Annotated in this window: 24 protein-coding genes; 8 read left to right on the top strand and 16 right to left on the bottom strand. The window is 57.7% G+C overall.

Going from position 1 to position 22,854, the window contains the following annotated elements; genetic code table 11:
- Position 1: 1 nt before the first annotated feature.
- From AC2FLJ_RS16970 to AC2FLJ_RS16955, 4 genes are read left to right on the top strand one after another with little or no spacing between them, the layout of a single operon-like run.
- Entirely contained in the window at positions 2–1,552 is a 1,551-nt protein-coding gene (locus AC2FLJ_RS16970) for a trimethylamine methyltransferase family protein (RefSeq protein WP_496706852.1), read from the top strand.
- The gene (locus AC2FLJ_RS16965; RefSeq protein WP_496706850.1) at positions 1,553–2,227 is read left to right on the top strand and encodes a TetR/AcrR family transcriptional regulator; all 675 of its coding nucleotides are present in this window, start codon (positions 1,553–1,555) and stop codon (positions 2,225–2,227) included.
- A complete protein-coding gene (locus tag AC2FLJ_RS16960) occupies positions 2,224–3,528 on the top strand; it encodes an NAD(P)/FAD-dependent oxidoreductase (RefSeq protein ID WP_496706848.1) in 1,305 nt (434 codons plus the stop codon). The genes AC2FLJ_RS16965 and AC2FLJ_RS16960 overlap by 4 nt, the downstream gene beginning before the upstream one ends.
- A 55-nt stretch (positions 3,529–3,583) precedes the next feature.
- Positions 3,584–4,315 carry a hypothetical protein gene (locus tag AC2FLJ_RS16955; RefSeq protein WP_496699722.1) on the top strand — a complete coding sequence of 244 codons (732 nt, stop codon included), beginning with the start codon at positions 3,584–3,586 and terminating at the stop codon, positions 4,313–4,315.
- 12 nt (positions 4,316–4,327) lie between these two features.
- Here the strand turns inward: AC2FLJ_RS16955 and AC2FLJ_RS16950 are convergent, their stop codons facing one another.
- Positions 4,328–4,687 (bottom strand): DUF3307 domain-containing protein, encoded by a 360-nt coding sequence (locus AC2FLJ_RS16950; RefSeq protein ID WP_373455762.1) that lies wholly within the window; start codon positions 4,685–4,687, stop codon positions 4,328–4,330.
- A gap of 243 nt (positions 4,688–4,930) precedes the next feature.
- Between AC2FLJ_RS16950 and AC2FLJ_RS16945 the strand changes: the two genes are divergently transcribed.
- Complete coding sequence (locus AC2FLJ_RS16945; RefSeq protein WP_496706885.1) at positions 4,931–7,927, top strand: cyclic nucleotide-binding domain-containing protein; 2,997 nt, start codon at positions 4,931–4,933, stop codon at positions 7,925–7,927.
- A 3-nt stretch (positions 7,928–7,930) separates the two neighbouring features.
- Here AC2FLJ_RS16945 and AC2FLJ_RS16940 read toward each other — a convergent pair whose 3' ends face one another.
- The 9 genes from AC2FLJ_RS16940 to AC2FLJ_RS16900 form a co-directional block, all read right to left on the bottom strand.
- Complete coding sequence (locus AC2FLJ_RS16940; RefSeq protein WP_282170800.1) at positions 7,931–8,221, bottom strand: ArsR/SmtB family transcription factor; 291 nt, start codon at positions 8,219–8,221, stop codon at positions 7,931–7,933.
- A gap of 109 nt (positions 8,222–8,330) precedes the next feature.
- Entirely contained in the window at positions 8,331–9,563 is a 1,233-nt protein-coding gene (locus AC2FLJ_RS16935) for a mandelate racemase/muconate lactonizing enzyme family protein (protein ID WP_282170729.1), read from the bottom strand.
- 24 nt (positions 9,564–9,587) lie between these two features.
- Positions 9,588–10,682 carry a Zn-dependent alcohol dehydrogenase gene (locus tag AC2FLJ_RS16930; protein WP_496699721.1) on the bottom strand — a complete coding sequence of 365 codons (1,095 nt, stop codon included), beginning with the start codon at positions 10,680–10,682 and terminating at the stop codon, positions 9,588–9,590.
- Positions 10,683–10,763: 81 nt separating this feature from the next.
- Positions 10,764–11,963, bottom strand: coding sequence for a TCR/Tet family MFS transporter (locus AC2FLJ_RS16925; protein ID WP_496699720.1), 1,200 nt, complete (start codon positions 11,961–11,963; stop codon positions 10,764–10,766).
- 67 nt (positions 11,964–12,030) lie between these two features.
- Positions 12,031–12,759 carry an alpha/beta fold hydrolase gene (locus tag AC2FLJ_RS16920; protein ID WP_496706845.1) on the bottom strand — a complete coding sequence of 243 codons (729 nt, stop codon included), beginning with the start codon at positions 12,757–12,759 and terminating at the stop codon, positions 12,031–12,033.
- Between the two features lie 12 nt (positions 12,760–12,771).
- Positions 12,772–13,560, bottom strand: a complete 789-nt coding sequence (gene pcaD / locus AC2FLJ_RS16915; RefSeq protein WP_496699718.1) for a 3-oxoadipate enol-lactonase — start codon at positions 13,558–13,560, stop codon at positions 12,772–12,774.
- 59 nt (positions 13,561–13,619) lie between these two features.
- On the bottom strand, positions 13,620–14,594 hold the full coding sequence (locus AC2FLJ_RS16910) for a threonine ammonia-lyase (protein WP_496699717.1): 975 nt from the start codon (positions 14,592–14,594) through the stop codon (positions 13,620–13,622).
- On the bottom strand, positions 14,591–15,418 hold the full coding sequence (locus AC2FLJ_RS16905; protein WP_496699716.1) for an alpha/beta fold hydrolase: 828 nt from the start codon (positions 15,416–15,418) through the stop codon (positions 14,591–14,593). The genes AC2FLJ_RS16910 and AC2FLJ_RS16905 overlap by 4 nt, the downstream gene beginning before the upstream one ends.
- Positions 15,418–16,104, bottom strand: coding sequence for a haloacid dehalogenase type II (locus AC2FLJ_RS16900; protein ID WP_496699715.1), 687 nt, complete (start codon positions 16,102–16,104; stop codon positions 15,418–15,420). The genes AC2FLJ_RS16905 and AC2FLJ_RS16900 overlap by 1 nt, the downstream gene beginning before the upstream one ends.
- 128 nt (positions 16,105–16,232) lie before the next feature.
- On the opposite strand from AC2FLJ_RS16900, the gene AC2FLJ_RS16895 reads away from it, so the two are divergent.
- On the top strand, positions 16,233–16,661 hold the full coding sequence (locus AC2FLJ_RS16895; protein ID WP_058273150.1) for an FKBP-type peptidyl-prolyl cis-trans isomerase: 429 nt from the start codon (positions 16,233–16,235) through the stop codon (positions 16,659–16,661).
- An 18-nt stretch (positions 16,662–16,679) separates the two neighbouring features.
- Here the strand turns inward: AC2FLJ_RS16895 and AC2FLJ_RS16890 are convergent, their stop codons facing one another.
- Genes AC2FLJ_RS16890 through fabA form a run of 4 tightly spaced genes read right to left on the bottom strand, consistent with a single transcriptional unit; the run spans position 16,680 to position 19,495 of the window.
- Positions 16,680–16,868, bottom strand: a complete 189-nt coding sequence (locus AC2FLJ_RS16890; protein WP_058273151.1) for a hypothetical protein — start codon at positions 16,866–16,868, stop codon at positions 16,680–16,682.
- Positions 16,869–16,927: 59 nt separating this feature from the next.
- Positions 16,928–17,719 carry an enoyl-ACP reductase FabI gene (locus AC2FLJ_RS16885; RefSeq protein ID WP_108860946.1) on the bottom strand — a complete coding sequence of 264 codons (792 nt, stop codon included), beginning with the start codon at positions 17,717–17,719 and terminating at the stop codon, positions 16,928–16,930.
- 5 nt (positions 17,720–17,724) lie between these two features.
- The gene (fabB, locus tag AC2FLJ_RS16880; RefSeq protein WP_282170737.1) at positions 17,725–18,954 is read right to left on the bottom strand and encodes a beta-ketoacyl-ACP synthase I; all 1,230 of its coding nucleotides are present in this window, start codon (positions 18,952–18,954) and stop codon (positions 17,725–17,727) included.
- Between the two features lie 31 nt (positions 18,955–18,985).
- Positions 18,986–19,495 carry a bifunctional 3-hydroxydecanoyl-ACP dehydratase/trans-2-decenoyl-ACP isomerase gene (gene fabA, locus AC2FLJ_RS16875; RefSeq protein WP_058279458.1) on the bottom strand — a complete coding sequence of 170 codons (510 nt, stop codon included), beginning with the start codon at positions 19,493–19,495 and terminating at the stop codon, positions 18,986–18,988.
- 188 nt (positions 19,496–19,683) lie between these two features.
- On the opposite strand from fabA, the gene irrA reads away from it, so the two are divergent.
- Positions 19,684–20,100, top strand: a complete 417-nt coding sequence (irrA, locus tag AC2FLJ_RS16870) for an iron response transcriptional regulator IrrA (protein WP_058273233.1) — start codon at positions 19,684–19,686, stop codon at positions 20,098–20,100.
- A gap of 1 nt (position 20,101) precedes the next feature.
- Here the strand turns inward: irrA and AC2FLJ_RS16865 are convergent, their stop codons facing one another.
- Positions 20,102–20,992, bottom strand: a complete 891-nt coding sequence (locus AC2FLJ_RS16865; protein ID WP_496706840.1) for a LysR family transcriptional regulator — start codon at positions 20,990–20,992, stop codon at positions 20,102–20,104.
- Positions 20,993–21,078: 86 nt separating this feature from the next.
- On the opposite strand from AC2FLJ_RS16865, the gene AC2FLJ_RS16860 reads away from it, so the two are divergent.
- On the top strand, positions 21,079–21,876 hold the full coding sequence (locus AC2FLJ_RS16860; RefSeq protein ID WP_496706838.1) for a phytanoyl-CoA dioxygenase family protein: 798 nt from the start codon (positions 21,079–21,081) through the stop codon (positions 21,874–21,876).
- A 29-nt stretch (positions 21,877–21,905) separates the two neighbouring features.
- On the opposite strand, the gene AC2FLJ_RS16855 is transcribed toward AC2FLJ_RS16860, so the two are convergent.
- Entirely contained in the window at positions 21,906–22,769 is an 864-nt protein-coding gene (locus AC2FLJ_RS16855) for a hypothetical protein (protein ID WP_496706837.1), read from the bottom strand.
- Positions 22,770–22,854 lie beyond the last annotated feature (85 nt).

The following is a 22,854-nucleotide window of genomic DNA, read 5'->3' as shown; positions in this document are numbered from 1 at the left end:
CATGATCGGACAAACATCCGAACGCGGGCGACGACGGCGCGGGCGAAGCGCCGAGGCCGCCCCTGCGCCCAGTCGGGACGTGAATTATCGCCAGTTGAAGAATCCCTTCCCGTTGATGGAGGTGTTCCCGGCTGACCAGATTGCGGATATGCACGAAACGGCCTTGCGAACACTTCAGGAGTTGGGCGTCAAATGCCTGCTTCCGGAAGCCCGGCGTCTCTTTGCGAAAGCGGGCGCGCGGGTGGATGAAGATACCGAGATGGTCTTCATCGGCCGCGACATTGTTGAAGCCGCCGTCGCATCAGCACCAAAGTCGATAGCGTGCCATGCAGGCGCGCGACACAGAGACTTCACCCTTGAGCTAGGTAGTCTGGTGTTTCAACCGGGGGCAGGGGCACCGAACGCGACAGATCTTGAACGCGGCCGCCGTCCCGCCACAGGGCAGGATTATCTGGAGTTCCTAAAGCTTACGCATCATTTTGATGTGTTCCAGATGATCTCGCCTCAGGTCGAACCGCAGGACGTGCCGACCCATCTGCGCCACTATTTCACGACGCAGGCGCAGATGGAGCTGACCGACAAGTTCCCGTTCTTTTTCTCACGCGGGACGCCGCAGGTGATGGATTGCTTTGAAATGCTGTCCATCGCGCGGGGGCTGTCGGACGATGAGTTTCAGGCGGGCGCACACTGCTACACGATCATCAATACGAACAGCCCGCGCACACTGGATATTCCAATGGCGCAGGGTCTGATTGATTTCGCCCGCAACGGCCAGATGTCGATCATCACACCGTTTACGCTGATGGGCGCAATGGCCCCGATCACCGTGGCCGGAGCTATCACCCTTTCGCATGCCGAGGCGCTGGCGGCGCTGACGCTGACACAGCTGACCAAGCCGGGTGCGCCGGTGTGTTATGGCACGTTCACCAGCAACGTGGATATGAAATCGGGTGCGCCCGCATTTGGAACACCCTCACATTTCCAGGCTTCGCTTGCCGCAGGTCAATTGGCCCGGCACCTTGGTCTGCCTTGGCGGTCAGCTGCCGGATCAGCGTCGAACATCAACGATGTACAGGCGGCGAATGAAAACCAATTTGGTCTTTGGGGCTGTCTGATGGCAGGGGCGACGGTAATCATTCACTCGGCCGGTTGGCTGGAGGGTGGCTTGACAGTTTCTTTTGAGAAAATGATCTGTGACGCCGAGGTCCTGAACATGGTCGCCGAACTGAGCGCGGGGGCGCAGGCGGGCAAAGCTGAGATCGGTTTCGACACCGCGCTGAGCGAAGTCGAACCCAGCGGGCACTTCTTTGCCTCTAGCCAGACGATGGAGCGCTACAACACCGAATTCTATGAACCGCATTTGCACGATTATGCAAATTTCGGAACCTGGACAGAGCGCGGATCGATGGATGCCAATCATCGCGCAACCGCGGTTTGGAAGAGTATTCTGTCTGACTTCAAAGCGCCTTCATGTGACAGCGACCGCATGGGTGCCTTGCATGAGTTCATTGCGCGCGGTACCGCTGAGGGCGGCGCTCCACCGGAGAGCTGAATGAGTACCAAGCCCATCCTGCACAGGGACGACCCCGAAGCCGAGCCTTTGGTCGGCAATATTAAGGTCACGCGTGACGACTGGCTGAACGTGGCTATGGATGTGCTGATCTCGGACGGTGTAGATCAGATCAAGGTCCTGAACCTGGCTGAACGAATGGCTGTGTCGCGGTCGTCCTTCTATTGGTACTTCAAATCCCGGCAAGAGCTTTTGGATGCCCTGCTAGCGCGCTGGCATGCGACGAATACGGCGGCTTTGGTCGCGCAGGCCAATGCCCCGGCGGATACGATAACCGCAGCCGTTTGCAACGTGCATCGTTGCGTGGTGAATACTGAACTGTTCGATACCGCGTTGGATTTTGCCGTCCGGGATTGGGCGCGCAAATCGGGGAAAGTACGCCGGGCGCTTGATCAATCGGATGCGCGCAGGCTCGAAGCGCTTCACGCCATGTTCGCGCGTTATGGCTATTCCGAGGTCGAGGCCGAAACGCGTGCCCGCGTGCTGTACTATATGCAGATCGGTTATGATCTGGCGCAGCTGAACGAGCCAATGTCCACGCGGATCGCAATGGTTCCGCATTACCTTTATGTCTTCACTGGGGTTGAGCCCAAGTTCGAAGAAGTCGAAGAATTCAGCGCCTATTCAATGCGCTATTGGAAGGGAGAAGCCTCATGAGTCAACCTGACGCAATCATCATCGGAACAGGTGTGATCGGCGCGGCCATCGCCTTTGAAATGGCCAAAGCAGGCTGGAAAACCCTGTCGCTGGACCGAAACAGTCAGGTTGGCCACGGTTCGACCGCGGGGTCATGTGCGATTATTCGGATGCATTATTCGACCTTCGATGGAACGGCGTTTGCATGGGAAGGTTACCACTATTGGCGCGATTGGGCGGACTACCTCGGCCTGCCCGAGGATGTTAATCTGGCGCAATTCCGCGAGACCGGCTGTCTGGTGATGAAGACTGATGCCAATGGTTTGCTTGAAAAGCACATGAAGAACAGCGCCGATCTGGATTGCCCGTTCGAAGAATGGTCATCAGATAAAGTCAGTGAGCGCCTGCCGATCTACTCGCAGGACAGTTTCGCGCCGGCGCGCCGGATGGATGATCCGGAATTCGGGCACCCGAACGGGCGCAAGATGCAGGGCGGCGTGTTCTGGCCGCAGGCGGGATATGTCACGGACCCGGCTTTGTCCGCGCAGAACTTGATGGATGCTGCTAAGCTGCATGGCGCAGAAGTGCGCACTGGTGCCGAAGTGGTCGAGATATTGTCCAGCGACGGTCGGGTTTCGGGTGTTAAACTTGCCTCGGGCGAAGAAATCCACGCAAAAGTCGTTGTGAACGTCGCGGGCCCCGGCTCAGCGATCATCAACAAGATGGCGGGTGTCCTGGATGATATGACGATCGAAACCCGCCCGTTGCGGCAAGAGGTTGTGCACGTCCCCGCACCCGAGGGGTTTGATTTCGAAAACGACGGAACGATTGTCTCGGACAGCGATATTGCCTGCTACTGTCGACCCGAGCACGGCAACCACATTCTGGTTGGCTCGGAAGATCCGGAATGTGACCCGCATCAGTGGTGCGAGGATGATGTGGATTACAACCACGACTTCACCGACCAGTGGACAACGCAGGCCATGCGATACGCGCAGCGCGTCCCAAGTCTTGGCATCCCGTCCAAAACGCGCGGAGTTGTGGACCTGTATGACGCATCCACAGACTGGATTCCGATCTATGACAAATCCAACCTGCCGGGGTTCTACATGGCCTGCGGGACCAGTGGGAACCAGTACAAGAACGCGCCGATCGCAGGCAAGATGATGACGGCCCTGATCGCGTATTGTGAAGGGGGCGCGGATCACGATGCGCAGCCGCTGCAATACGAACTTCCCTATATCGGGCGGAGCATTGATGTGGGGTTCTATTCCCGCAAGCGCCCGATCAACGAAGAAAGCAGTTTTTCTGTACTGGGGTAGTTAAGGAAAAAAAACGCTCTATCCTTCCGGGGAACTAAAAAGGGCAGGGCCCAGAATGGTCGAACCGATGCATCGCGTTTTGATACTTGGAAGTGCACCGGCCGCCGCTGCAGCTCGGGAGTGGTCGCGGGATCCGTTTACCCACATCGTTGCAATCAACAACGCCTGGCGTATCCGCGACGATTGGGATTTCCTCATCCATCCCGAGGACTTCCCTATCTGCAATCGCCCGGACGAGCTGGTTCGCAGCCAAAGCATCGTCGAGGCGGATGAATACGTTCCGCATCAAAACAAGTTTGGCGGATTTGTTTATGCCGGTGGCACGATGGCGTTTACGGCTGGTTACTGGGCTTTGGCCGCGCTTCAGCCAGCCGTCTTGGCCTTTTTTGGCTGTGACATGATTTACCCGAATTACGGCAAGACCCATTTTTACGGCAATGGAGCAGCCGACCCTTTGCGCGCTGATGTGACGCTGCGATCGCTCGAGGCAAAATCCGCCCGGTTGGCTTTGTTCGGTGCCGCGCAGAACTGCCGCGTGGTTCGACTGTCGCAGGGTGAAAGCCGGCTGGTCTTTCCTTCGGTGACGACTGACACCCTAATGTCTGACAGGCTGCTTTCGACAAAGGGTATGCAAGCGGCACTGCAGGCAGAGGCACAGTTGAATTACTTCGTTTCGTCTGGTCGCTATTGGGAGGAAGAAGAACGTTTCGATGCCGCTAGAATCGACCAATTGGATCGAATGTGGCTGGACGCGTATTGTCCGCAATCCCTGGAAAACGTCGCCTGAAGCAATCGCTGATCAGGTCGCGAATTCAGCCCAGGCCCAAACCATGGCGATGTATGTCAGGTTGTGCAGGCACTGGTCCAGACCCGCAGCCCGCCAAAACGCGGCTTGCGTCGGCATCAGTTGTTTTTTGTCCGAATAGCTAGCTTTGGCGAAATCAATATTGAAGTGAACAACCCATTCCAGTGCAGCAATGATCAAAATAAACGACCACGGCGCGCCAAAAATCAAAAAGACAATCACTGACCCGATGACATGCACGCCCGCATGCTGCGCACGGCCCACGTGAAAATACTCACCGCGCCCTGCCAACATTTTCGGAGTCTGGAGAAAAAAATCCGCAAACATATGTTTGATCTGCAACAAGCAGAGCATCAATAGCACTGCGCCTATACTGGCAGTCAAATGAGTCCTCCCGATATCGTCCCAGACAGAGTCTAGGCACTAATCTGTGGTTGCGCAAATGAACTTGTTCACACTCGGCAATTAACTGATCAGATTGGAAACTATTTGCCTCTTTTGGCTGGACTAAGGTAAATTCAGAGTGTTGGGTTTACGACACTTTCGTCAAGATCGTTTCGGTGATCCTTAGTAGGGGCAGGTTCCATAGAACGTTCAATTTTCCAGTTTATTTGGAAATACTCGAAACGCGACCAGTTGATTCTGCTGGCCGTGACCTCGACGTTGTTTCCACTACTTTATTTGACGCTCGAATTGCCCAAACGCATCATCAACGATGCGATTGGCGCGGCCAGCCCGGTTGTAGATGTCTGGGGTTATAGCCTGCCTCAGACGACATTCCTCATCATTCTGTGTATCGGGTTTCTGATCGCGGTGCTGGCGCATGGACTGATGAAAATGCGCATCAACACAATGAAAGGCGTGCTGAGCGAGCGTATGTTGCGCCGGTTCCGGTACGTGCTGATCAGCCGCGCGTTGCGTTTCCCTCAACCCTATTTCGAACGCGTCAGCCAAGGTGAGCTGGCATCGATGGTCACCGCCGAAAGCGAGCCGATGGGCGGGCTCATGGGGGACGCGATCAGCCAACCGGTTTTGCAGGCGGGTCAGATGATCACCATCCTGTCCTTCCTTTTTCTGCAAAGCTTCTGGTTTGGGCTGGCGGCAGTCGCGCTGATCCCTCTGCAAGCCTGGCTGATTCCGAAACTGCAGCGTCAGATCAACCTTCTGAATAAAAAACGCATTCAGGAGGTTCGGCTGCTGGCTGCCCAGATTGGCGAGAACGCGGCGGGCGCATCCACATTGCGGGCCAATGGCGGGTGGCGATACCGCCGGGCGATGGTGTCCGAGCAGCTGGGGCGCCTTTTTGGTATCCGGTTCGAGATCTACCAGAAGAAGTTCTTTATGAAATTCATAAACAACTTCATCTCGCAGATGACACCGTTCCTGTTCTATTTGGTTGGCGGTCTTCTGGTCCTGCAGGGTTCGGTTTCGCTTGGTGCGCTGGTTGCGGCCCTGGCTGCGTATAAGGATCTCAGCTCACCGTGGAAGGAACTGCTGACCTATTATAACCAGACACAGGACATGTCGCTGCGCTGGGACGTGGTGACGGAACGGTTTGCACCTTCCGGAATGCATGACGAAAAACTGTTCGATGGCGAACCCGAGGCCACGCCAAGGCTGAACGGTGACATCGTGCTCGACCATGTTTCGGTCCGCGATATGGACGGTAACCAGGTTCTGGATGATTTGGACCTGTCCTTTCCCAGCGGGAAAATCATCGGGATCGCGGCCCCCAGCGAAGAAGATCGCCGTGCGATGGCCGAGTTGCTGACGCGGGAAATTCTGCCCAGCTCGGGCCGGGTGCGGATCGGTGATATCCGTTTGTCAGAGCTGCATCAAAGCGTTGTGGCCGCCCGTATTGGGTATGCTTCGTCACGACCCGTAATGTTCCAGGGTACGCTGGGCGACAACGTCATGATGCCGATGCGGTTCAAGCCACAGACATCCGAAACAAACGACCCCGGATATGATGAGACGTTGCGGGCCGGCAATAGCCCGGACCCCTTCAAGGCAAACTGGCTGGACCCGACGACTGCGGGATTAGACAGCGCTGAAGAGGTGCGCGACTGGTGGTTGAAACTGATTGACGGGATGGGTTCCGGCGCGGCGCTGTTTTTGCGCGGGGCCGAACAGGTCTTCGATGCCGCCGAGCATCCCGAGCTGGCCGACAAACTGGTCGAACTGCGACCTTTGGTTCAGGATGCGGTGAAAGCAACAGGGCTAGAGCAACAGGCCCTGATCTTTGACCGCAATCGCTATAACCCTGCCTTGCCGGTTGCGGAGAACTTGTTGTTCGCCACCCCCAAAGTCCCCGTCACACAAGAGCTTTTGGCGCAGCAGACCGTGTTCCTTGAGCAGTTGCGCGAATTTGGTTTGGACGAGACACTGGTGAGCCTGACACGCGATGTGATTGAGATGCTGCGCCAGATTTTCGGCCTGGACGGCACCGATCACCCGCTGTTTCGCAAACTGGGACTAGAGGCGCAAACGTACGAGGCTGCGGTCGAGCTTGTCGAAAAGACCCGGAACGAGGGCGTATCGGGGCTGAATGATGAACAGTTGGCAAACCTGCTGGCCGTTCCGTTTGTGATTTCGGCGGAACAGATCGGACCAGCCTTCACCGACGACCTCAAGGACCGCATCCTTGAGCTGCGACATAGCCATTCCGAAAAGCTGCTGGAGCGGTTGCTGGATGTATTTGTGCCCTTGGACAAATCAAAATTCGCGCCCGGATTGACAGTTCTTGAGAACGCCCTGTTTGGAAAGGTCAGTCAGATCGGCGGCGCCCGTTCGGACGAGGCGCGCAAACTGATCGTGGATGTATTGAGCGAAAACGGTGCGCGCCCGTTGGTGGTTGAGCTGATCTATGACGTGCCGGTGGCGCTGGGTGGTCAAAACCTGCCAGCGGTCTTTGCTGAACCTCTGTCTTTTACGCGCGCGACGATCAAGAAACCGGATATTCTGATTCTTGAGGACGCGTTGGCCAGTTATGACATGGCCTCGAAAGTGGCCGTGTACAAAAATCTACGCGCTCTGCTGCCGGATACCACGGTGATCTACCTGAACGACCAGTTCGAAAACCCGAGCGTGTTCGACATGTATGTGGAAATCAGGCAAGGTCGGGTCGTCTCGGATGAAGGACCTGCGGACGTGGAAGAAGACAGTGCCGCCTCGGCTGACCTCTCGCGCAAGCTGCGCGCGCTGGAACAGACACCGCTGTTTTCCGGGCTGGACCGCCGACAGCTGCGCCTGCTGGCCTTTGGCGCGCGCTGGTTCGATGCCAAAGCAGGAGAGGTTGTTTTCCTTAAAGACGATCAGCCAACCGACGGTGCCTATGTGGTGCTGGACGGGGAGGCCGGGTTGTACCTTCCGCAAACTGACGGAGTGGATCAGTTGATTGCCACGGTCGGCCCCGGTGCCCTGGTCGGAGAGTTGGGCCTGATCCGCAAGGAACCTCGAGCGCTGAGCATGATCGCCGAGACGGAACTGTCGTGCCTGCGTATTGGTGAAGAGGAATTCCTGGCCGTGGTCGAAAACGACGCCGCAACCGCGTTCAAACTGTTGCAGGTGATCGCGGGCTATGTATCGAACTAAGGGTTATTCGCTTTCGGGGCTGCAGAACATGTCGTAAAGTACAGCGATCACCTGCGCCGCGCCGTCGTTGTTCAGCGAGTAATAGATGGATTTTCCGTCCCTGCGCGTTGCAACAATGTTTTCAGCGCGCAGGCGCGCCAGCATCTGACTGACCGCAGCCTGACGGATACGCAACAAGGCCTCCAATTCACCCACGGATTTTTCGCCGTCGGCCAGATGGCACAAAATCATCAACCGACCCTCATGCGCGAGCGTTTTTAGAAACGCAGAGGCCCGAGCCGCGCTTTCTTTCATTTCAGATAGCGCAGCTTCGGTTTGTTCGGTTTGGTCGTCTTCGAGTGTCACGCGTGGCCTGTTTAACACCTATGGGTTGGGTCAATGTGCCCCAAGACCTATTGGGTTGTCACCCCTCGGTTGCAGGGGCACCACCTTGAAAGGCGTTTCCGTTCACGTAATCACAGGGCTCTTCCTGCATCTGCAGATGCAGGCCATCACCGTTAAAAGGGTGCGCCCGTGCAAGGTCTTCGTTCACCTCGATGCCAAGGCCCGGTGCGGTCGGCGCGGGGACAAATCCGGCCTCAACCTGCAATGAGCCGTTGATGAGTTGATCGTGAAACGGCGTGTCTATGGTCTCAAGCAGCAGCAGGTTGGGGATGGACGCGGCCAGATGGATATTCGCGGCCCATTCAATCGGGCCGGCGTATAGGTGTGGGGCCATCTGGGCGTTGAACACTTCGGCGATGGCCGCGACTTTCTTCATCTCCCAAATTCCGCCGGCACGCCCCAGCGCGGGTTGCAGGATCTCCGCCGCCCCAGCCCGCAAAACGGCAGAGAATTCGGCCTTGGTCGTCATGCGTTCACCGGTTGCGACCGGGATCCGAACGTTCCGCGCGACACGAGCCATATCTTCAATCATGTCCGGAGGTGTCGGTTCTTCGAACCAAAGCGGTGAATAGGGTTCAAGCGCCTGACCCAACCGGATTGCGCCCGCGGTGTTGAATTGCCCGTGGGTGCCGAACAGCAGATCGGCTTTGTCGCCCACGGCCTCTCGGATTGCTTTGCAGAACGCAACAGACATCGAGATATCGGACATCGCAGGCATGTGCCCGCCCCGAACAGTGTAAGGCCCGGCGGGGTCGAACTTGACGGCTGTGAACCCGCGCCGGACCATTTCGGCGGCACATTCGCCCGCTTGTTCAGGCGACGTCCAGAAATCGTTCAGATTATGTTGGGGCAGGGGATACAGATAGGTGTAGGCCCTTATGCGTTCGTTCACCAATCCGCCCAGCAAGGCGTAGACCGGGCGATCGCGATCTTTGCCCAGAATATCCCAACACGCGATTTCCAATCCGGAAAAAGCCCCCATGACCGTCAGATCGGGGCGCTGTGTAAACCCGCTGGAGTATGCTCGGCGGAACATCAGCTCGATGTTTTCGGGGTTCTCGCCCTGCATGTGCCGTTCGAACACGTCCCGAATGACATGGCGCATCGCCTCGGGGCCAACCGAGGATGCATAGCATTCCCCCCAGCCCGTAATCCCAGTATCGGTCGTGACTTTGACCAGTATCCAATATCGCCCGCCCCATCCGGGCGCAGGAGGGGCGGTGACAATGATATCGAGGTCTTGCAGCTTCATCAGGTGGTCTCCTGCCCTGCCGGGTTAATCCCTGTCGAAAACGATCACGTTACGCTTGGCGGATCCGGTTTTGGTGTCCTCGATCGCTTCGTTGATCTGCGACAGCGACCACCGGCCCGAAATCAGCTCATCCAGTTTCAGGCGTCCCTGATCATAAAGGTCGATCATCCACGGAATATCCCGCTGGATGACAACATCGCCCATTTTTGATCCGATCAAACCCTGACCCAGCGCGGCCAGAACTACCGGCTCGTAGCTTGCCATATCCCCGGAGTGCGGCATCCCGATCATTACCGCCTTACCACCCGGACCCAAATAACGAGGGGCCTGATCGTAGGCAGGAATCGCGCCGACGGTGATCAAAACGGCATCTGCACCGCGACCCCCAAGCGCCTTGTAGGCGGCCTTCCAGGGGGCTTTCTGATCGGCCAAAACGCCGTGAGTCGCGCCGAATTCCTTGGCAATGGCTAGCTTCTCTTCGGTCATGTCCACGGCCACAATGCGGCGTGCACCGGCGATGCGGGCGCCCTGAATTGCGTTCAGCCCGACACCTCCGGCGCCGATCACCACCACATCCTGTCCGGGCCGCAACCCGGCGGCGTTGACGGCGGCGCCGACGCCCGTGATCACTCCGCAGGACAGCAGGCTGGCGACGTCTTTGGGCATCGACTGTGGTATTTTGACAATTTGCCGGTGGCTGACCACAACCTTTTCTGCAAATGCTCCGCAGGCCATTGCCTGCTCCAGTGGTCCGCCATCTGCTGTGCGCAACGGCCCGTTGACCTTATCATAAGGCGTTTCGCAGACAGTTGGTTTCCCCCCCGCGCAAGAGGGGCACGAGCCACATGCCCGGATCAGGGTAACGACAACCGGGTCCCCAACCTGAAACACACCTGCCGAGTCGCCGACCGCAGTGATAATGCCCGCAGCTTCGTGCCCGTAGACGGCAGGAAGATGCCCGCCCCACGCACCACCGGCAAATGAAATGTCCGAATGGCAAATTGCCACCGCATCCAGTGTCACCTCGACCTCATCTGACTTGGGCGGCGCGATCTGAATATCTTCGATGACCAGAGGTTCACCGAACGCCCGGCAAACGGCGGCTTTGATGGTTTGCATGCTGTCCCTCTCTCGCTTTGCGCTACGGTGGCGCGCTTATGGGGACGCTGCAAGGCGGAATCCGTCAAAGGGATGTCGTAGTTATGCCATGACCCCACGTGAACGGGAAAACACAAGAAGACAGATCACCATCATGACGAATGCCAAGAGGAATGGTGCGCCTGGCAAGTAGATCGCCGCGTCGGGCTTGATGAACTGAGCGAACACGCTGGTCATGAGCAACGGTGCGATGACCATCGACAAAGCGTGCAAGGATGTCAGTACACCCTGCAGTTCACCCTGTTGCGAGTCGGGCGTCTTGCGCGACATCAGGGCCTGCAGGGCAGGTGTCACAACCGCTCCGATGGCGGTGATCGGGATCAGCATCAAGGCAATGATCCCATTGGTCAGGAAGGCCAGAAGAAAAAAGCTAAACAGCTCGAACCCCATGCCGTAGATGATTGTGACGCGTTCACCCAAGTATTTGGTTGCGGGCCGGATCAGGCCACCCTGAACGGCCGCCATGCCGATTCCGTAGACGCCCAGTGACACGCCGATCATTTGTGGTGACCAGCCAAACCGCTCGGTTGTGAAATACGCCCAAATTGCCGGGTAGACATAGATCGAGATGGAGTACAGGAGATAGACCCACAGCATCGGCCGGATACCGGGCAACGCAGCAATCGCGCGCAGCGAGTTCACTGGGTTTGCCCGCCGCAGGCTGAAGGCCCGGCGTGTCTTGTCGGTGACCGTCTCGGGCATGACACATACACCGATGACGAAGGCCAGGGCAGACAAACCTGCGGCAGCCCAAAATGGTGCACGTGTGCCATATTCGCTCAGCAGCCCACCAAGTACTGGGCCAAAGACAAACCCGACGCCAAATGCTGCGCCCAATAGACCAAAGTTTGCAGCCTTTTCGTGGGGTTTCGACACATCCGCCATGAAGGCCGCCGCCGTTGCATGCGTGGCGGCCGTAATGCCTCCGACGATGCGTCCGGCCAACAGCAACCAGATGCTGCCCGCAAGCGCCATGACAACATAGTCCAGTGACATGACGAACAGCGAGACCAGCAATACCACCCGTCGCCCGTAAGCATCCGAAAGGTTACCCAGAACCGGTCCGAACACAAATTGCATGGCGGCAAACGCGGTGCTGAGGATGCCACCCCAGATCGCAGCTGTCGCCAATGTGCCGCCCTGAACTTCGACGATCAGTTCCGGCATGATAGGCAGGACAAGGCCGATGCCCATGGCGTCGATCATGACCGTGAGAAGGACGAAGAAAAACGGAAGGCGCATTTGAACCGCAAGGATGATAATTTGGGCGGACCTTATCCGCAGACGATGCGGGTTGAAAGGGATGTGCTCAGACTTGTGACCCTGGCAGGTCTTTTGCGATTTTGTCCAACAAATCGGCGAGTTTTTGGGGTTGCGCAAAAAACGGGGAATGCGACGTGGCAATCGTATGCCGCATAGCTTCGGGTGCTTTATGGCTCATCTGTTCCTGGTATTCAGTCGGAATTGTCCGGTCCTTGGTTGTCCGAATATAAGCCTTAGGAACCCGGTCGAATTTGTCGCTCAGGGACAGGGGGGTGTCCTGTGGTGCGATGGCTTGAGGGCACAAGCGTGCAAACGCGTACGGCACCGTTTTGGGTGGGCAGTCATGATAGAACAGATCGTGCATTTTGTCCGGCTTAAACATGTACGACTGACCGTCGGTTGATTTTTCGACGGCATCATGGATTGTCTGCCGGGGTGCTCGCCTGCGCATTTCTACCATCGACAGGCCATCCTGCGGGACGTAGGCGGCGAGGTAGACAAGGGCGCGCATGGCCTCCGGCGTGGCTTCAGCCGCGGCACTGATCGGGTAGCCACCCCAGGAATGACCGACAATGATTGTATTGCGCGAGGTCGCATCCAAAATTGTGTCGCGACAGCTTTCCAACGTCACATCGGCAACGGGCGTCGGATCCGAGCCGTGGCTGGGCAGATCAATGGCGCGGACCTCGTGTCCCAGCGCTTCCAACGCCGGGATAAGATCGCGCCAACACCAGGCACCGTGGCAGGACCCATGGACTAATAGAAGATCGGCCAAACCAAGGCTCCTTCAAACATGTCCGATTTCGGTCAGAAAGCTGTGCAGCAATGCCGCGTATTCTGCCGGTTGTTCCACGCAAGGCAAGTGCCCAGCGCGTCGCATCAGCTCGAACCGAGAGCCGGGGATCAGTTCAACGGTTTCCCGCACAAGATCCGGTGGGGTCGATCCGTCCTCGCTGCCGGCGATGCCAAGGGTCGGCAGGCGTAGGCCACTGGTGGGGGTGTAGAAGTCTGTGCCAGAGATTGCCGCGCAGCAGCCCAGATAGCCATCCACTGGCTGGCGCACCATCATGTTGCGCCAAAGCAGATGCTCGGGCGATGCGCGGAATGCCTTGGAAAACCAGCGCTCCATGGTTGCATCAGCCAGGGCCTCGATCCCGCCCTTTTGTACCGCGTCCATGCGGTCCTGCCAGATCGAAGGGATGCCGATCTTGGCTGCAGTGTTGGACAGCACCAAGGCGCGGACCTGATCCAGACGTTTGACGGCCAGCCCTTGTCCGATCAGTCCGCCGATCGAAAGGCCGACAAAAACGCAATCGCGCACCTCCAGAAAATCAAGCAGATCTTCCGTATCGCGCACGAGGGCGCCCATCGAATAAGGCGCCGGGGGTTGAGAGGACAGGCCGTGCCCTCGCTTATCAAAACGGATGATGCGCAGCCCGGCAGGCAGGTGCGGCAGCAAATCGTCCCACAGCCGCAGGTCGGTTCCCAGAGAATTGGCAAACACAATTGGCGCGCCGCCTGGATCACCATCAACCCGATAGTGGATTTGAACGTTTCCAATGTCTGCGATCTGCACGACTCAATCCCCTGGCGTCATACGCCCAAATGTCAGGTTGCCCCAGCCTAAACGACTTGTCAGGTCAGGTATTCCAGCGCTTTTCCAAAGACTTCGGGGTCGGCGTTGCCGCCCGATGCTACCACGATCACTGCATCGCCTTCGATTTCGTCCGCGCGGTACAGGACCGAGGCAAGCGACACCGCTCCGCCCGGTTCCAGAACGATTTTGAGGCGCAAAAACGCATGCGCCATGGCGCGAAGCGCGTCTTCCTCGGACACCGACAGGCCTGGGCCGCACAGCCGGTTCAGGATCGGAAAGGTAATCTGGCCCGGTTGCGGCGTCAGGATTGCATCGCAGATATTGCCCGATGCGGCGTTGTTGCTTTGAATATGCCCGGTTGCCAAAGACCGTTTGACGTCGTCGAACCCCTGGGGCTCGCACGGGCGGGCGCGCAGCCCCGGCGCGTGGCCTTCCAGCGCCAGCGCAATGCCCGAGGTCAACCCGCCGCCGCCGCAGCACACCAGAACATCCGCCTTCTCGATACCCAAATCGGCCGTCTGTCGCGCCAGTTCCAGCCCGACGGTGCCTTGACCTGCGATGACCAAAGGTTCGTCGTAAGGCCGGATCAGTGTTAGGCCACGTTGAGACGCCAGTGCCTCGCCAATTTCTTCGCGGCTTTCGTTCGCGCGGTCATACAGAACGACCTCGCCCCCCAGCGCGCGGGTGTTGTTGATCTTTAGCTGGGGTGCGTCAGAGGGCATGACGATGACCGATGAAATCCCATGCTGTGTGGCCGCATAGGCCACGCCCTGCGCGTGATTGCCCGAGGAATAGGCGATGACACCGCGTTGTCGTTGCGCGTCGCTGAGCGCCGAAATGGCCGACCAAGCGCCGCGAAACTTGAAGCTGCCGGTGTGTTGCAGGCACTCGGGTTTCACCAGCACGCGGCGGCCCGCGATTTCGTCCAGAAACGGCGAGGTTAGAATCGGTGTCTCGCGAACATGCCCCCTGAGGCGCTCGGCGGCGGCCTCGATCATTTCAAGTGTGCTCATGCGGTGATCAGTACCTTGCGAATGAGTTCTAGCGACTGCGGTTCATCCAGAAACGGGGGATGACCACGGTTGGGTATTTCTGTCGATATAAGATCAGGGTGGCGGTTGTGCATTTCAGTCAGCGTGTCTTTGCCCAAAATATCCGAATTTGCGCCGCGAATGACGCCGGTTGGAATGCTCTGCAGTGCTTCAAAGAGGGGCCACAGATCAGGCGCGGGCCCTGCAGCGGCCTGTTCCAGAAGCGCTGTACGCAGCGCAGGATCATAGCTGAGGGTCAGGCCATCAGGCGTTTCGTCGAATTGGACTTCCGCCTGCTGCCGCCAACGCGCTAGTGACACGCCGGGAAATTGGGGTCCCAAAACGTGCTGCAACGCCCGAGCCGCCAAATCATATGTTTTGGAAACGGGCTGCTTGCCGACAAATTCCATGATCTTGGCGATACCCGATTGTTCCAGCACCGGACCGACGTCGTTCAGAACAATGCTCAACAACCGTTCGGGATGGCTGGCGGCCAGCGCCATGGCAATCAGTCCCCCACGCGAGGTGCCTATGACATTCACACGGTCCAAACCAAGATGGTCCAGCAACTCGATCGCGTCTTGAGATTCGCGAAGGACGTTGTAGTTCATGAAGTCCGGGTCATGGTCCGATCGTCCGCGACCGCGGTAATCCATCGCAATTACTCGCATGTCGCCCAGATGCGGCGTGAGGAACGAAAAATCCTTGCTGTTGCGGGTCAACCCAGCAAGGCAAAGCACAGGTGTACCAGAGCCGGTGTCCTCGAAAAAAAGACGCCTGTCATCTGACGAAGTGAAAAATGCCATTAAAGTCCAGCCAGTTGCGGAATCGTCGTCAGGTCGGACAGTACATGCGCAGGTTTCCATGGCAAGCGGTCCATCGGCTCCCCGGCGCGATTGACCCAGGCGGTTACAAAGCCATACCCGCTGGCACCAGCCGCGTCCCAGCCGTTTGAACTGACGAACAGCACCTCGTCGCGGGCGCGGCGGAAACGCTCTTGCACAAGGTCATAGACACGCGAGTCCGGTTTGAACACGCCGACGCTTTCCACCGACAACACATCGTCCAATACGTCTCCGATACCCGCAGACTGGACAGCGCCATCCAGCATCGGTGGTGAGCCGTTCGACAAAATCGCTGTTTGCAATCCACCCGATTTCAATGCGCGCAGCATTTCCGGAACTTCCGGATAGGCCTGCAATTCCCAGTAGAGATCCAGCAGCCGTTGCCGCAGGCTGGCGTCGCCGTGTAACTCAGTCGCCTCGAGCGCCCAGTCGAGACCATCCTGGGTAACATCCCAGAAATCTGAATGGGCGTCCGTAACCGCGCGCAGCCAGGTGTACTGCAGCTGTTTCAGGCGCCAATGATTGGCCAGTTCGGGCCATTTCTGTCGCAGTTTCTCAAAGCCCGGTTCATCGGCCGCCTGCCGTGCGGCGGCGGCCACGTCGAACAATGTCCCATAGGCATCAAAAACGCAGGTTGTGATTGGCATCCGGTCCCCTCCTGATCGTCCGGCGCAGGTTTGCACAACAATAACGGGCATGAAAGAGGGTGGGGTTTACAATGTCGTGTTACCTCCTAGGCTTGGCCGCTAAACCCCTAAAGAGGCCGGAGACCAATATGACCGAAATCAAACAAGGCGACACGGTTCGCATCCATTACACAGGAACGCTGTTGGACGGAAACGTCTTTGACAGTTCCGAAGGACGTGACCCGCTGGAATTTGTCGTTGGTACGGGCCAGATTATCCCGGGTTTGGATTCGGCGATGCCGGGTTTGAACATTGGCGACAAAAAGCGGGTCGAGATCGCCTGCGTGGACGCCTATGGCCCGATCAACCCCGCGGCACGCCAGCAAATCCCGCGCGAAGGCATTCCGGATGATATTCCGCTGGATCCCGGCACCCAATTGCAGATGCAAACGCCGGACGGACAGGCCGTTCCGGTAACGGTGGTAGAAGTCGATGAAGCAACCGTCACGCTGGATGCCAACCATCCATTGGCCGGTCAGGATCTGATATTTGATATCGAGGTCGTTTCGATCAACTGACCTAGGAAACGAGTTGGATCAGCCTGTTATGAGGCTGATCCAAGCTTTGACGGTTTCCCGCATCTGCGGCTGTGTGAAAAACACAAACAACAATAGGGTGGTCAGGGCCAATAACGCGACAATGCCACGCGTGCCCAGAAATCCGGATCTGCGGCGCGACCGGATGCTGCGAGTGTTGCTGGAAAGGATATGTTCGGCTTTGCTCATGCCGCTATCCCTGCCCGTGAAAGATGGTGAAATCTTGGCACCGGCAGGGAAAGATCGGGTCACATGTGATCGGGCTGCGGCATACCCAAAACGTGGAAGCCACCATCAACGCGGATGATCTCACCCGACGTGCATGCTCCGGCATCTGAAGTGAGGTAAACGGCCGTGCCGCCAACAGCCTCGAGCGTTGCGTTCGAGCGCATGGGCGCGTTCTGATCGCAGAATTTGTAGGTCTTGCGGGCACCGCCGATTGCAGCACCTGCCAGCGTCTTCATTGGGCCGGGCGAGATCGCATTGACGCGAATGCCTTCCGGGCCCAGATCGTTGGCCAGATAGCGGGTCGCCGATTCCAGCGCGGCCTTGGCCACACCCATGACGTTATAGTTCGGAACAACCTTGTTCGATCCCTGATACGTCAGCGTCAGCAGTGTGCCGCCATTCTCTTGCATCAGCGGATAGGCGCGGCGCGCGACCTCGATGAAGGAATACGCCGACACGTCCAACGAGTGCTTGAAGTTGGCACGCGTGGTGTTCAGAAAACGTCCCGTCAGTTCGGATTTATCCGAATAGGCGATCGCATGAACCACGAAGTCAATGGTGGGCCAGCGCGCGCCAAGCTCTTCGAATGCGCGATCCAGCGAGGCGTCATCCGTGACGTCCGCGTCCACCATGAAATCACTGCCCAGGCTTTGCGCCAACGGTTCAAGACGCTTTCCGAAGGCTTCGCCCTGATAGGTGAATGCCAGTTCAGCACCGGCCTCATGCATGGCTTTGGCAATGCCCCACGCGATCGAGCGGTCATTGGCCACGCCCATGATCAGGCCGCGTTTACCTTTTAGAAGATCCGACATTACATTCACCCGTTATACTTCGACAGAATCATGGAGCCGTTGGTGCCGCCAAAGCCGAAGCTGTTGGTCATCACACTGTCCAATCCTGCGTTTTCAACTACTTGAGTTGCAATTTCACCGGGCAAGATGCCTTCGGCAAGCGTGTCGACATTGATCGACGGCGTAATAAAATCATTTTCCAGCATCAGCAGGCAGAAGATCGCCTCAAGCGCGCCTGCGGCGCCCTGTGCGTGTCCGGTCATCGACTTGGTCGATGAAATCGGGGGCACATTGCCTTCGCCAAAGATGCGGCGCACAGCTTCAACTTCGCCTACATCTCCGACCGGGGTCGAGGTGCCGTGGGCGTTGATATAGCCGACTTTGCGCCCTTCGGGCATGGTCGACAGAGCCAGACGCATCGCGCGCTCGCCACCTTCACCGGAGGGTGCCACCATATCGTGGCCATCAGACGTGGCCGCATACCCGGTCACTTCGGCATAAATCTTTGCGCCGCGGGCCAACGCGTGTTCCAGATCCTCTAGAACGACGATCCCGCCACCGCCTGAGATGACGAATCCATCACGGTCCTGGTCAAACGCACGCGAGGCTTTGTCCGGCGTGTCATTGTATTTCGACGACATCGCGCCCATCGCGTCGAACAGGCAGGACAGTGTCCAGTCCAGCTCTTCTCCACCGCCAGCGAACATCACGTCCTGTTTGCCGAGCATGATCTGTTCGGCTGCGTTGCCGATGCAATGCAGCGAGGTCGAGCAAGCCGAGGTGATCGAGTAGTTGATACCCTTGATCTTGAACGCGGTCGCAAGGTTGGCCGAGATCGTCGAACACATGCATTTTGGCACGGCGAAGGGGCCGATACGCTTAGTCGCACCAGTTTTCAGAACTGTCTGATGCGCTGTCAGCATTGCGCTGGTTGACGGACCACCGGAACCGGCAACCAAACCGGTACGCGGGTTCACGACCTGGTCTTCTGTCAAGCCCGCGTCGGCGATAGCCTGGTTCATGGCGATATGTGCGTATGCTGCACCGGGACCCATGAAGCGAAGGGTACGCTTGTCTACATGCTCAGCCGGATCAATCTTAAGCGTTCCGGCGATTTGGCTGCGAAAGCCGTGTTCGACCATCTGCTCGTTGGCCTCGATGCCGGACTTTCCGGCCTTTAGAGAGGCCATTACTTCCTGGGCATTGTTCCCGATGGAGGAGACGACCCCCAAACCGGTGACAACTACTCGACGCATGTGCGTGCTCCTTATTTCGGGCCGGTCAGGCTCAGGCTTCGGACAGAACGACTTTCATGTCTTTGACATCGTAAATCATTTCACCGTCCGCTTCGACGATACCATCCGCCACACCCATGGTCAGGCGGCGGGTCTGGATCGCTTTTTTGAAGTCGATCTTGTAGGTCAGCATCTTGCGGTCAGGGCGGACCATGCCGGTCAGTTTGACCTCGCCTACGCCTACGGCCATGCCGCGTCCCTGCCAGCCACGCCAGCCCAGGTTGAAACCGGTCAGCTGCCACAGGCCATCCAGCCCCAGACAGCCGGGCATGATCGGGTTGCCGGGGAAGTGGCAATCAAAGAACCACAAGTCAGGGGTGATGTCGAATTCAGCCAGAATATGGCCTTTGCCATGCGCGCCACCATCGGCCGAGATGTCGGTGATCCGATCCATCATCAGCATCGGAGGTGCAGGCAATTGCGCATTGCCGGGGCCGAATAGTTCGCCACGGGCGCATTTCAGCAGATCGTCCTTGTCAAAGCTGCTCGGGAATTGGGCCATTCTGCCGCCTCTCCTGCCAGGGGTCCGTTCGTTATATCTGGCCTCGTCTAGCACCCGTATGCAAGGTCCTGCAAGAGCAGCACGTCACATCCTGTTGTGCAGACGGCATTCTTTGCGAATGAATTTCATTTGAAATTACCCGAACACAGCACCTATATATGGTTCAGCAACAATTGGGTTTCGGATTGATGACACCTCAGAGCCAGAACAGAGCTACAGATTGGTTGGTTGACGCGGGGCTGCGCCCAACGCGCCAGCGTGTCGCTTTGGCCGAGCTTTTAGTCGGCGATGGACGCCATCGGCACGTCACTGCCGAAAGCCTGTTTGAGGCGGCCAAAAAGAATGGGGACGCGGTATCTCTGGCAACGGTCTACAACACGCTGCGCGCGTTTTGTGATGCCGGAGTTCTGCAGGAGATTACGGTTGATGGTTCGAAAAGCTATTTCGATACCAATACCCACGATCATCCGCACTTTTTCTGGGAAGACGAAAGCCGCCTGAGCGATGCGCCGTCGGATCAATTGGTGATTCAACGCCTGCCCGAAGCGCCCGAGGGCGTTGAGATCGCGTCGGTCGATGTGGTGATCCGTCTGCGGAAAAAATAACTCAGGCCAAAAACTCCATCAGAATCTGTTCCGCCTGCGCGATGTGTGGCTCTGTAGGGCCGGTGCCATGACGGGCCAGGACCACAGGTTCCGCAGCGATGTCATCCAGGATTCGATGGCTGACCAAGGGCATTCCGTCATAGCTGACGTCCGAGGGCGGGGTGGCATAGCTGATCGCAACCCCCTCGTGATGAGCGGCAAGACTGCGCTGGATTTCCAGCGTTGCCGCCCGGTGTGCCACTGAAGGTCGCAATCCGATCTGCCGAAACAGTCCAAGCACGTGCTGTGATGAGAGGCCTTCGTTTGACAGGATCAGCGGATGGGCGGCCAGCTCGCTCAGCGAAACAGACGGCGCGCGCACCAATGGGTGGTCCGGGGCCATGATGGCGTTTGGCCTGCTGGGGAAAAGGGTCTGCTGTTGAAATCCGGCATCCATGCTCAGGCCGTAAGTCAGCGCCAAATCTATGCGCCCGTCGATCAGGTCGGTAATCAGCCCTTCGAACCCGTCTACCTTGTACGAAACGGTCAAATCCGGCAGTGCCATGCGCAGTGGGCGCAGCGCCTTGGCCAGCAAAAACGGGGCCAAATCCACGAAACACCCCAATCGTAACTGTGCCCTGGTTGCACTGACTTGATCCGCTTTCTCAAGCCGGGCCGCATTGGTCAGCAAGTTTTCCGCGTCTTCGATAAATCTGCGTCCTTGCGGGGTCAGCGCCAGCGCGGCCCCGCGTTTTCGCGAAAATAGCGGATGGCCAAGATGCGATTCGACGCGCGTCAGAGCGGTGGACAGCGCCGGTTGTGACACGTTCAGCTGCTGCGCGGCGGCAGACAAGCTGCCGAAGCGGCCGATAGCACAGACATATTCGTATTGGCGAAGTGAAATATATAACATGAAATTAAACCTACCTTAGAAAGATATTATTTGAACAGAGGGGTCATCCATGTGCAGATCGTCGTACCACCGGCACGGAGACAGACATGACGCACCCCTTGGTTACTCACGAAATGATCGACACCTATCAACGGGACGGCGTGGTCCTGATCAAAGGGCTATTTGCCGATCACGTTGAGGCCCTGCGCGAAGGTGTGGCAGCGAATATGGCGGATCCCGGACCTTATGCATCCGAGAACAAGAAAAAAGGCCAGACGGGTCGGTTTTTCGACGATTATTGCAATTGGTCGCGCATTGAACAATTTCAGACGGTAATTCACGAATCCCCGGCGGCAGAAGTCGCGGCAGATTTGATGCAGTCGGATACAGTGCAGATGTTCCACGACCACGTTTTGGTCAAAGAGCCCGGAACCTCGATGGCGACGCCGTGGCATCAGGATGGGCCCTATTACTTTGTTGAAGGGCAGCAAACGATCAGCTTTTGGTCGCCGCTTGATCCGGTCACGCAAGCCACACTGCGCTGTGTGGCAGGCTCGCACCGGTGGGAGAAAGAGGTCTTGCCGACTCGCTGGGTGTCGGAAGATGGGTTCTTTCCCGACGAAGGCCAGTACATCCCGGCCCCGGACCCGGATGCCGAAGGGATGCGGGTTGTCGAGTTTGAGATGGATCCGGGCGACGCGGTTGCTTTCAACTATCGCACGCTTCACGGTGCGCGAGGAAATCAATCCGACAGCCGCCGCCGCGCGTTTTCACTGCGTCTGGTTGGTGACGATGCGCGATATGTCGAGCGGCCAGGCCGGACATCGCCGCCGTTTCCGGGGCATGACATGGTTCCGGGCCAGCGCTTGCGCGAGGATTGGTTTCCGATGTTGCTGCGGCGGTGATCAGACACCGGATAGGTCATTGAGGCGGGTCAGAACCACTGGCCCGTTTCGATCAGCCCCAACTCAAGCAACTGATTTGACGACCATTCGAACGGAATCGAATTGCGCCAGCGGAATGTCGGAATGTCGAAAGTAGATCCTGCGTTGGTTTTCAAGGCTTTGGCAGCCCGGAACGAGCACACCGCAGCCGTTAGGTTGTGGTGCCACGGGCAGGAATACGTGTTGTATTCTTCGTCGTTGAACGTGTGATCCGGTCGCAATGACAATCCTTGCTTGGATTTGAATAGGGCGATCCGATCAATTCGGCGGCTTTGAGCGGGAACGTGTTCTTCGAACCGCCATCGCAAACCACCAGACATATCCAGCTGGCGCTCCTTCGGGTGCTTTATCGAATCCAGCCGCGCCTGGGCGAAATACCCGGTGCGATCCATCATCGCGTGTTCAGGTGCGACGCCGTTCGGGAATTCGTTCAGATCCTCGGCATAAAGATCGACAACATGGCTCAGCATCGAGTCGCGGCGTTCTTCGGTGTGAAACGCCAGCATTTCACCGATTGTGCGCGTCTCGCAAAAGGGAAAAAAGAGGTACTCGGCGTTGAAGCAGTAATACATCCACAAACTTGGCGCCGCCTGAATGATCCTGTTGATCGTCTCAAACACGACGGTGCGCGGGACGCAGCTGAGAGAGACGCGGTGAACTCGGTCCTCAAGCTCGGGGTCCAGCGCAAATTCCTGCGGCATGAACACGATCAGGGACTTGAAGCCCAGATTCAGATGATGACGGATGGTGCTATCAGTTTCGACGTCATCTTCGACAAAAACCAACGCGAGGGGTCCCTTTGCCAAAGCGGCCTTGTTCGTTTGCAGGAAAGAGTCGAGAGATTCGTATTGCATTGCCTGTCCGCTGCCGCCTTGCTGGAGTTTCGGGTCAAAATCGGGTAATCGCGTCGCCATTGCAAGCGGCGTTCGTAGGGTATAG

This window comes from Ruegeria sp. CDSA034, from assembly GCF_059612275.1.
Note: the sequence above shows the minus strand (reverse complement) of the source record. Positions and strands in the feature narration are given on the sequence as shown.

Excerpts from the sequence above, each read along its gene's own strand:
- AC2FLJ_RS16890 (WP_058273151.1), bottom strand. The coding sequence starts at position 16,868 with ATGAGCAAAGCCGAACATATCCTTTCCAGCAACACTCGCAGCATCCGG.
- AC2FLJ_RS16900 (WP_496699715.1), bottom strand. The coding sequence starts at position 16,104 with ATGCCAATCACAACCTGCGTTTTTGATGCCTATGGGACATTGTTCGAC.
- AC2FLJ_RS16950 (WP_373455762.1), bottom strand. The coding sequence starts at position 4,687 with ATGCTCTGCTTGTTGCAGATCAAACATATGTTTGCGGATTTTTTTCTC.
- AC2FLJ_RS16955 (WP_496699722.1), top strand. The coding sequence starts at position 3,584 with ATGGTCGAACCGATGCATCGCGTTTTGATACTTGGAAGTGCACCGGCC.
- AC2FLJ_RS16960 (WP_496706848.1), top strand. The coding sequence starts at position 2,224 with ATGAGTCAACCTGACGCAATCATCATCGGAACAGGTGTGATCGGCGCG.
- fabB (WP_282170737.1), bottom strand. The coding sequence starts at position 18,954 with ATGCGTCGAGTAGTTGTCACCGGTTTGGGGGTCGTCTCCTCCATCGGG.
- AC2FLJ_RS16925 (WP_496699720.1), bottom strand. The coding sequence starts at position 11,963 with ATGCGCCTTCCGTTTTTCTTCGTCCTTCTCACGGTCATGATCGACGCC.
- AC2FLJ_RS16865 (WP_496706840.1), bottom strand. The coding sequence starts at position 20,992 with ATGTTATATATTTCACTTCGCCAATACGAATATGTCTGTGCTATCGGC.
- AC2FLJ_RS16860 (WP_496706838.1), top strand. The coding sequence starts at position 21,079 with ATGACGCACCCCTTGGTTACTCACGAAATGATCGACACCTATCAACGG.
- AC2FLJ_RS16935 (WP_282170729.1), bottom strand. The coding sequence starts at position 9,563 with ATGAAGCTGCAAGACCTCGATATCATTGTCACCGCCCCTCCTGCGCCC.
- AC2FLJ_RS16895 (WP_058273150.1), top strand. The coding sequence starts at position 16,233 with ATGACCGAAATCAAACAAGGCGACACGGTTCGCATCCATTACACAGGA.
- AC2FLJ_RS16855 (WP_496706837.1), bottom strand. The coding sequence starts at position 22,769 with ATGCAATACGAATCTCTCGACTCTTTCCTGCAAACGAACAAGGCCGCT.
- irrA (WP_058273233.1), top strand. The coding sequence starts at position 19,684 with ATGACACCTCAGAGCCAGAACAGAGCTACAGATTGGTTGGTTGACGCG.
- AC2FLJ_RS16970 (WP_496706852.1), top strand. The coding sequence starts at position 2 with ATGATCGGACAAACATCCGAACGCGGGCGACGACGGCGCGGGCGAAGC.
- AC2FLJ_RS16965 (WP_496706850.1), top strand. The coding sequence starts at position 1,553 with ATGAGTACCAAGCCCATCCTGCACAGGGACGACCCCGAAGCCGAGCCT.
- AC2FLJ_RS16910 (WP_496699717.1), bottom strand. The coding sequence starts at position 14,594 with ATGAGCACACTTGAAATGATCGAGGCCGCCGCCGAGCGCCTCAGGGGG.
- AC2FLJ_RS16885 (WP_108860946.1), bottom strand. The coding sequence starts at position 17,719 with ATGTCGGATCTTCTAAAAGGTAAACGCGGCCTGATCATGGGCGTGGCC.
- AC2FLJ_RS16940 (WP_282170800.1), bottom strand. The coding sequence starts at position 8,221 with ATGAAAGAAAGCGCGGCTCGGGCCTCTGCGTTTCTAAAAACGCTCGCG.
- fabA (WP_058279458.1), bottom strand. The coding sequence starts at position 19,495 with ATGGCCCAATTCCCGAGCAGCTTTGACAAGGACGATCTGCTGAAATGC.
- AC2FLJ_RS16930 (WP_496699721.1), bottom strand. The coding sequence starts at position 10,682 with ATGCAAACCATCAAAGCCGCCGTTTGCCGGGCGTTCGGTGAACCTCTG.
- AC2FLJ_RS16905 (WP_496699716.1), bottom strand. The coding sequence starts at position 15,418 with ATGGCATTTTTCACTTCGTCAGATGACAGGCGTCTTTTTTTCGAGGAC.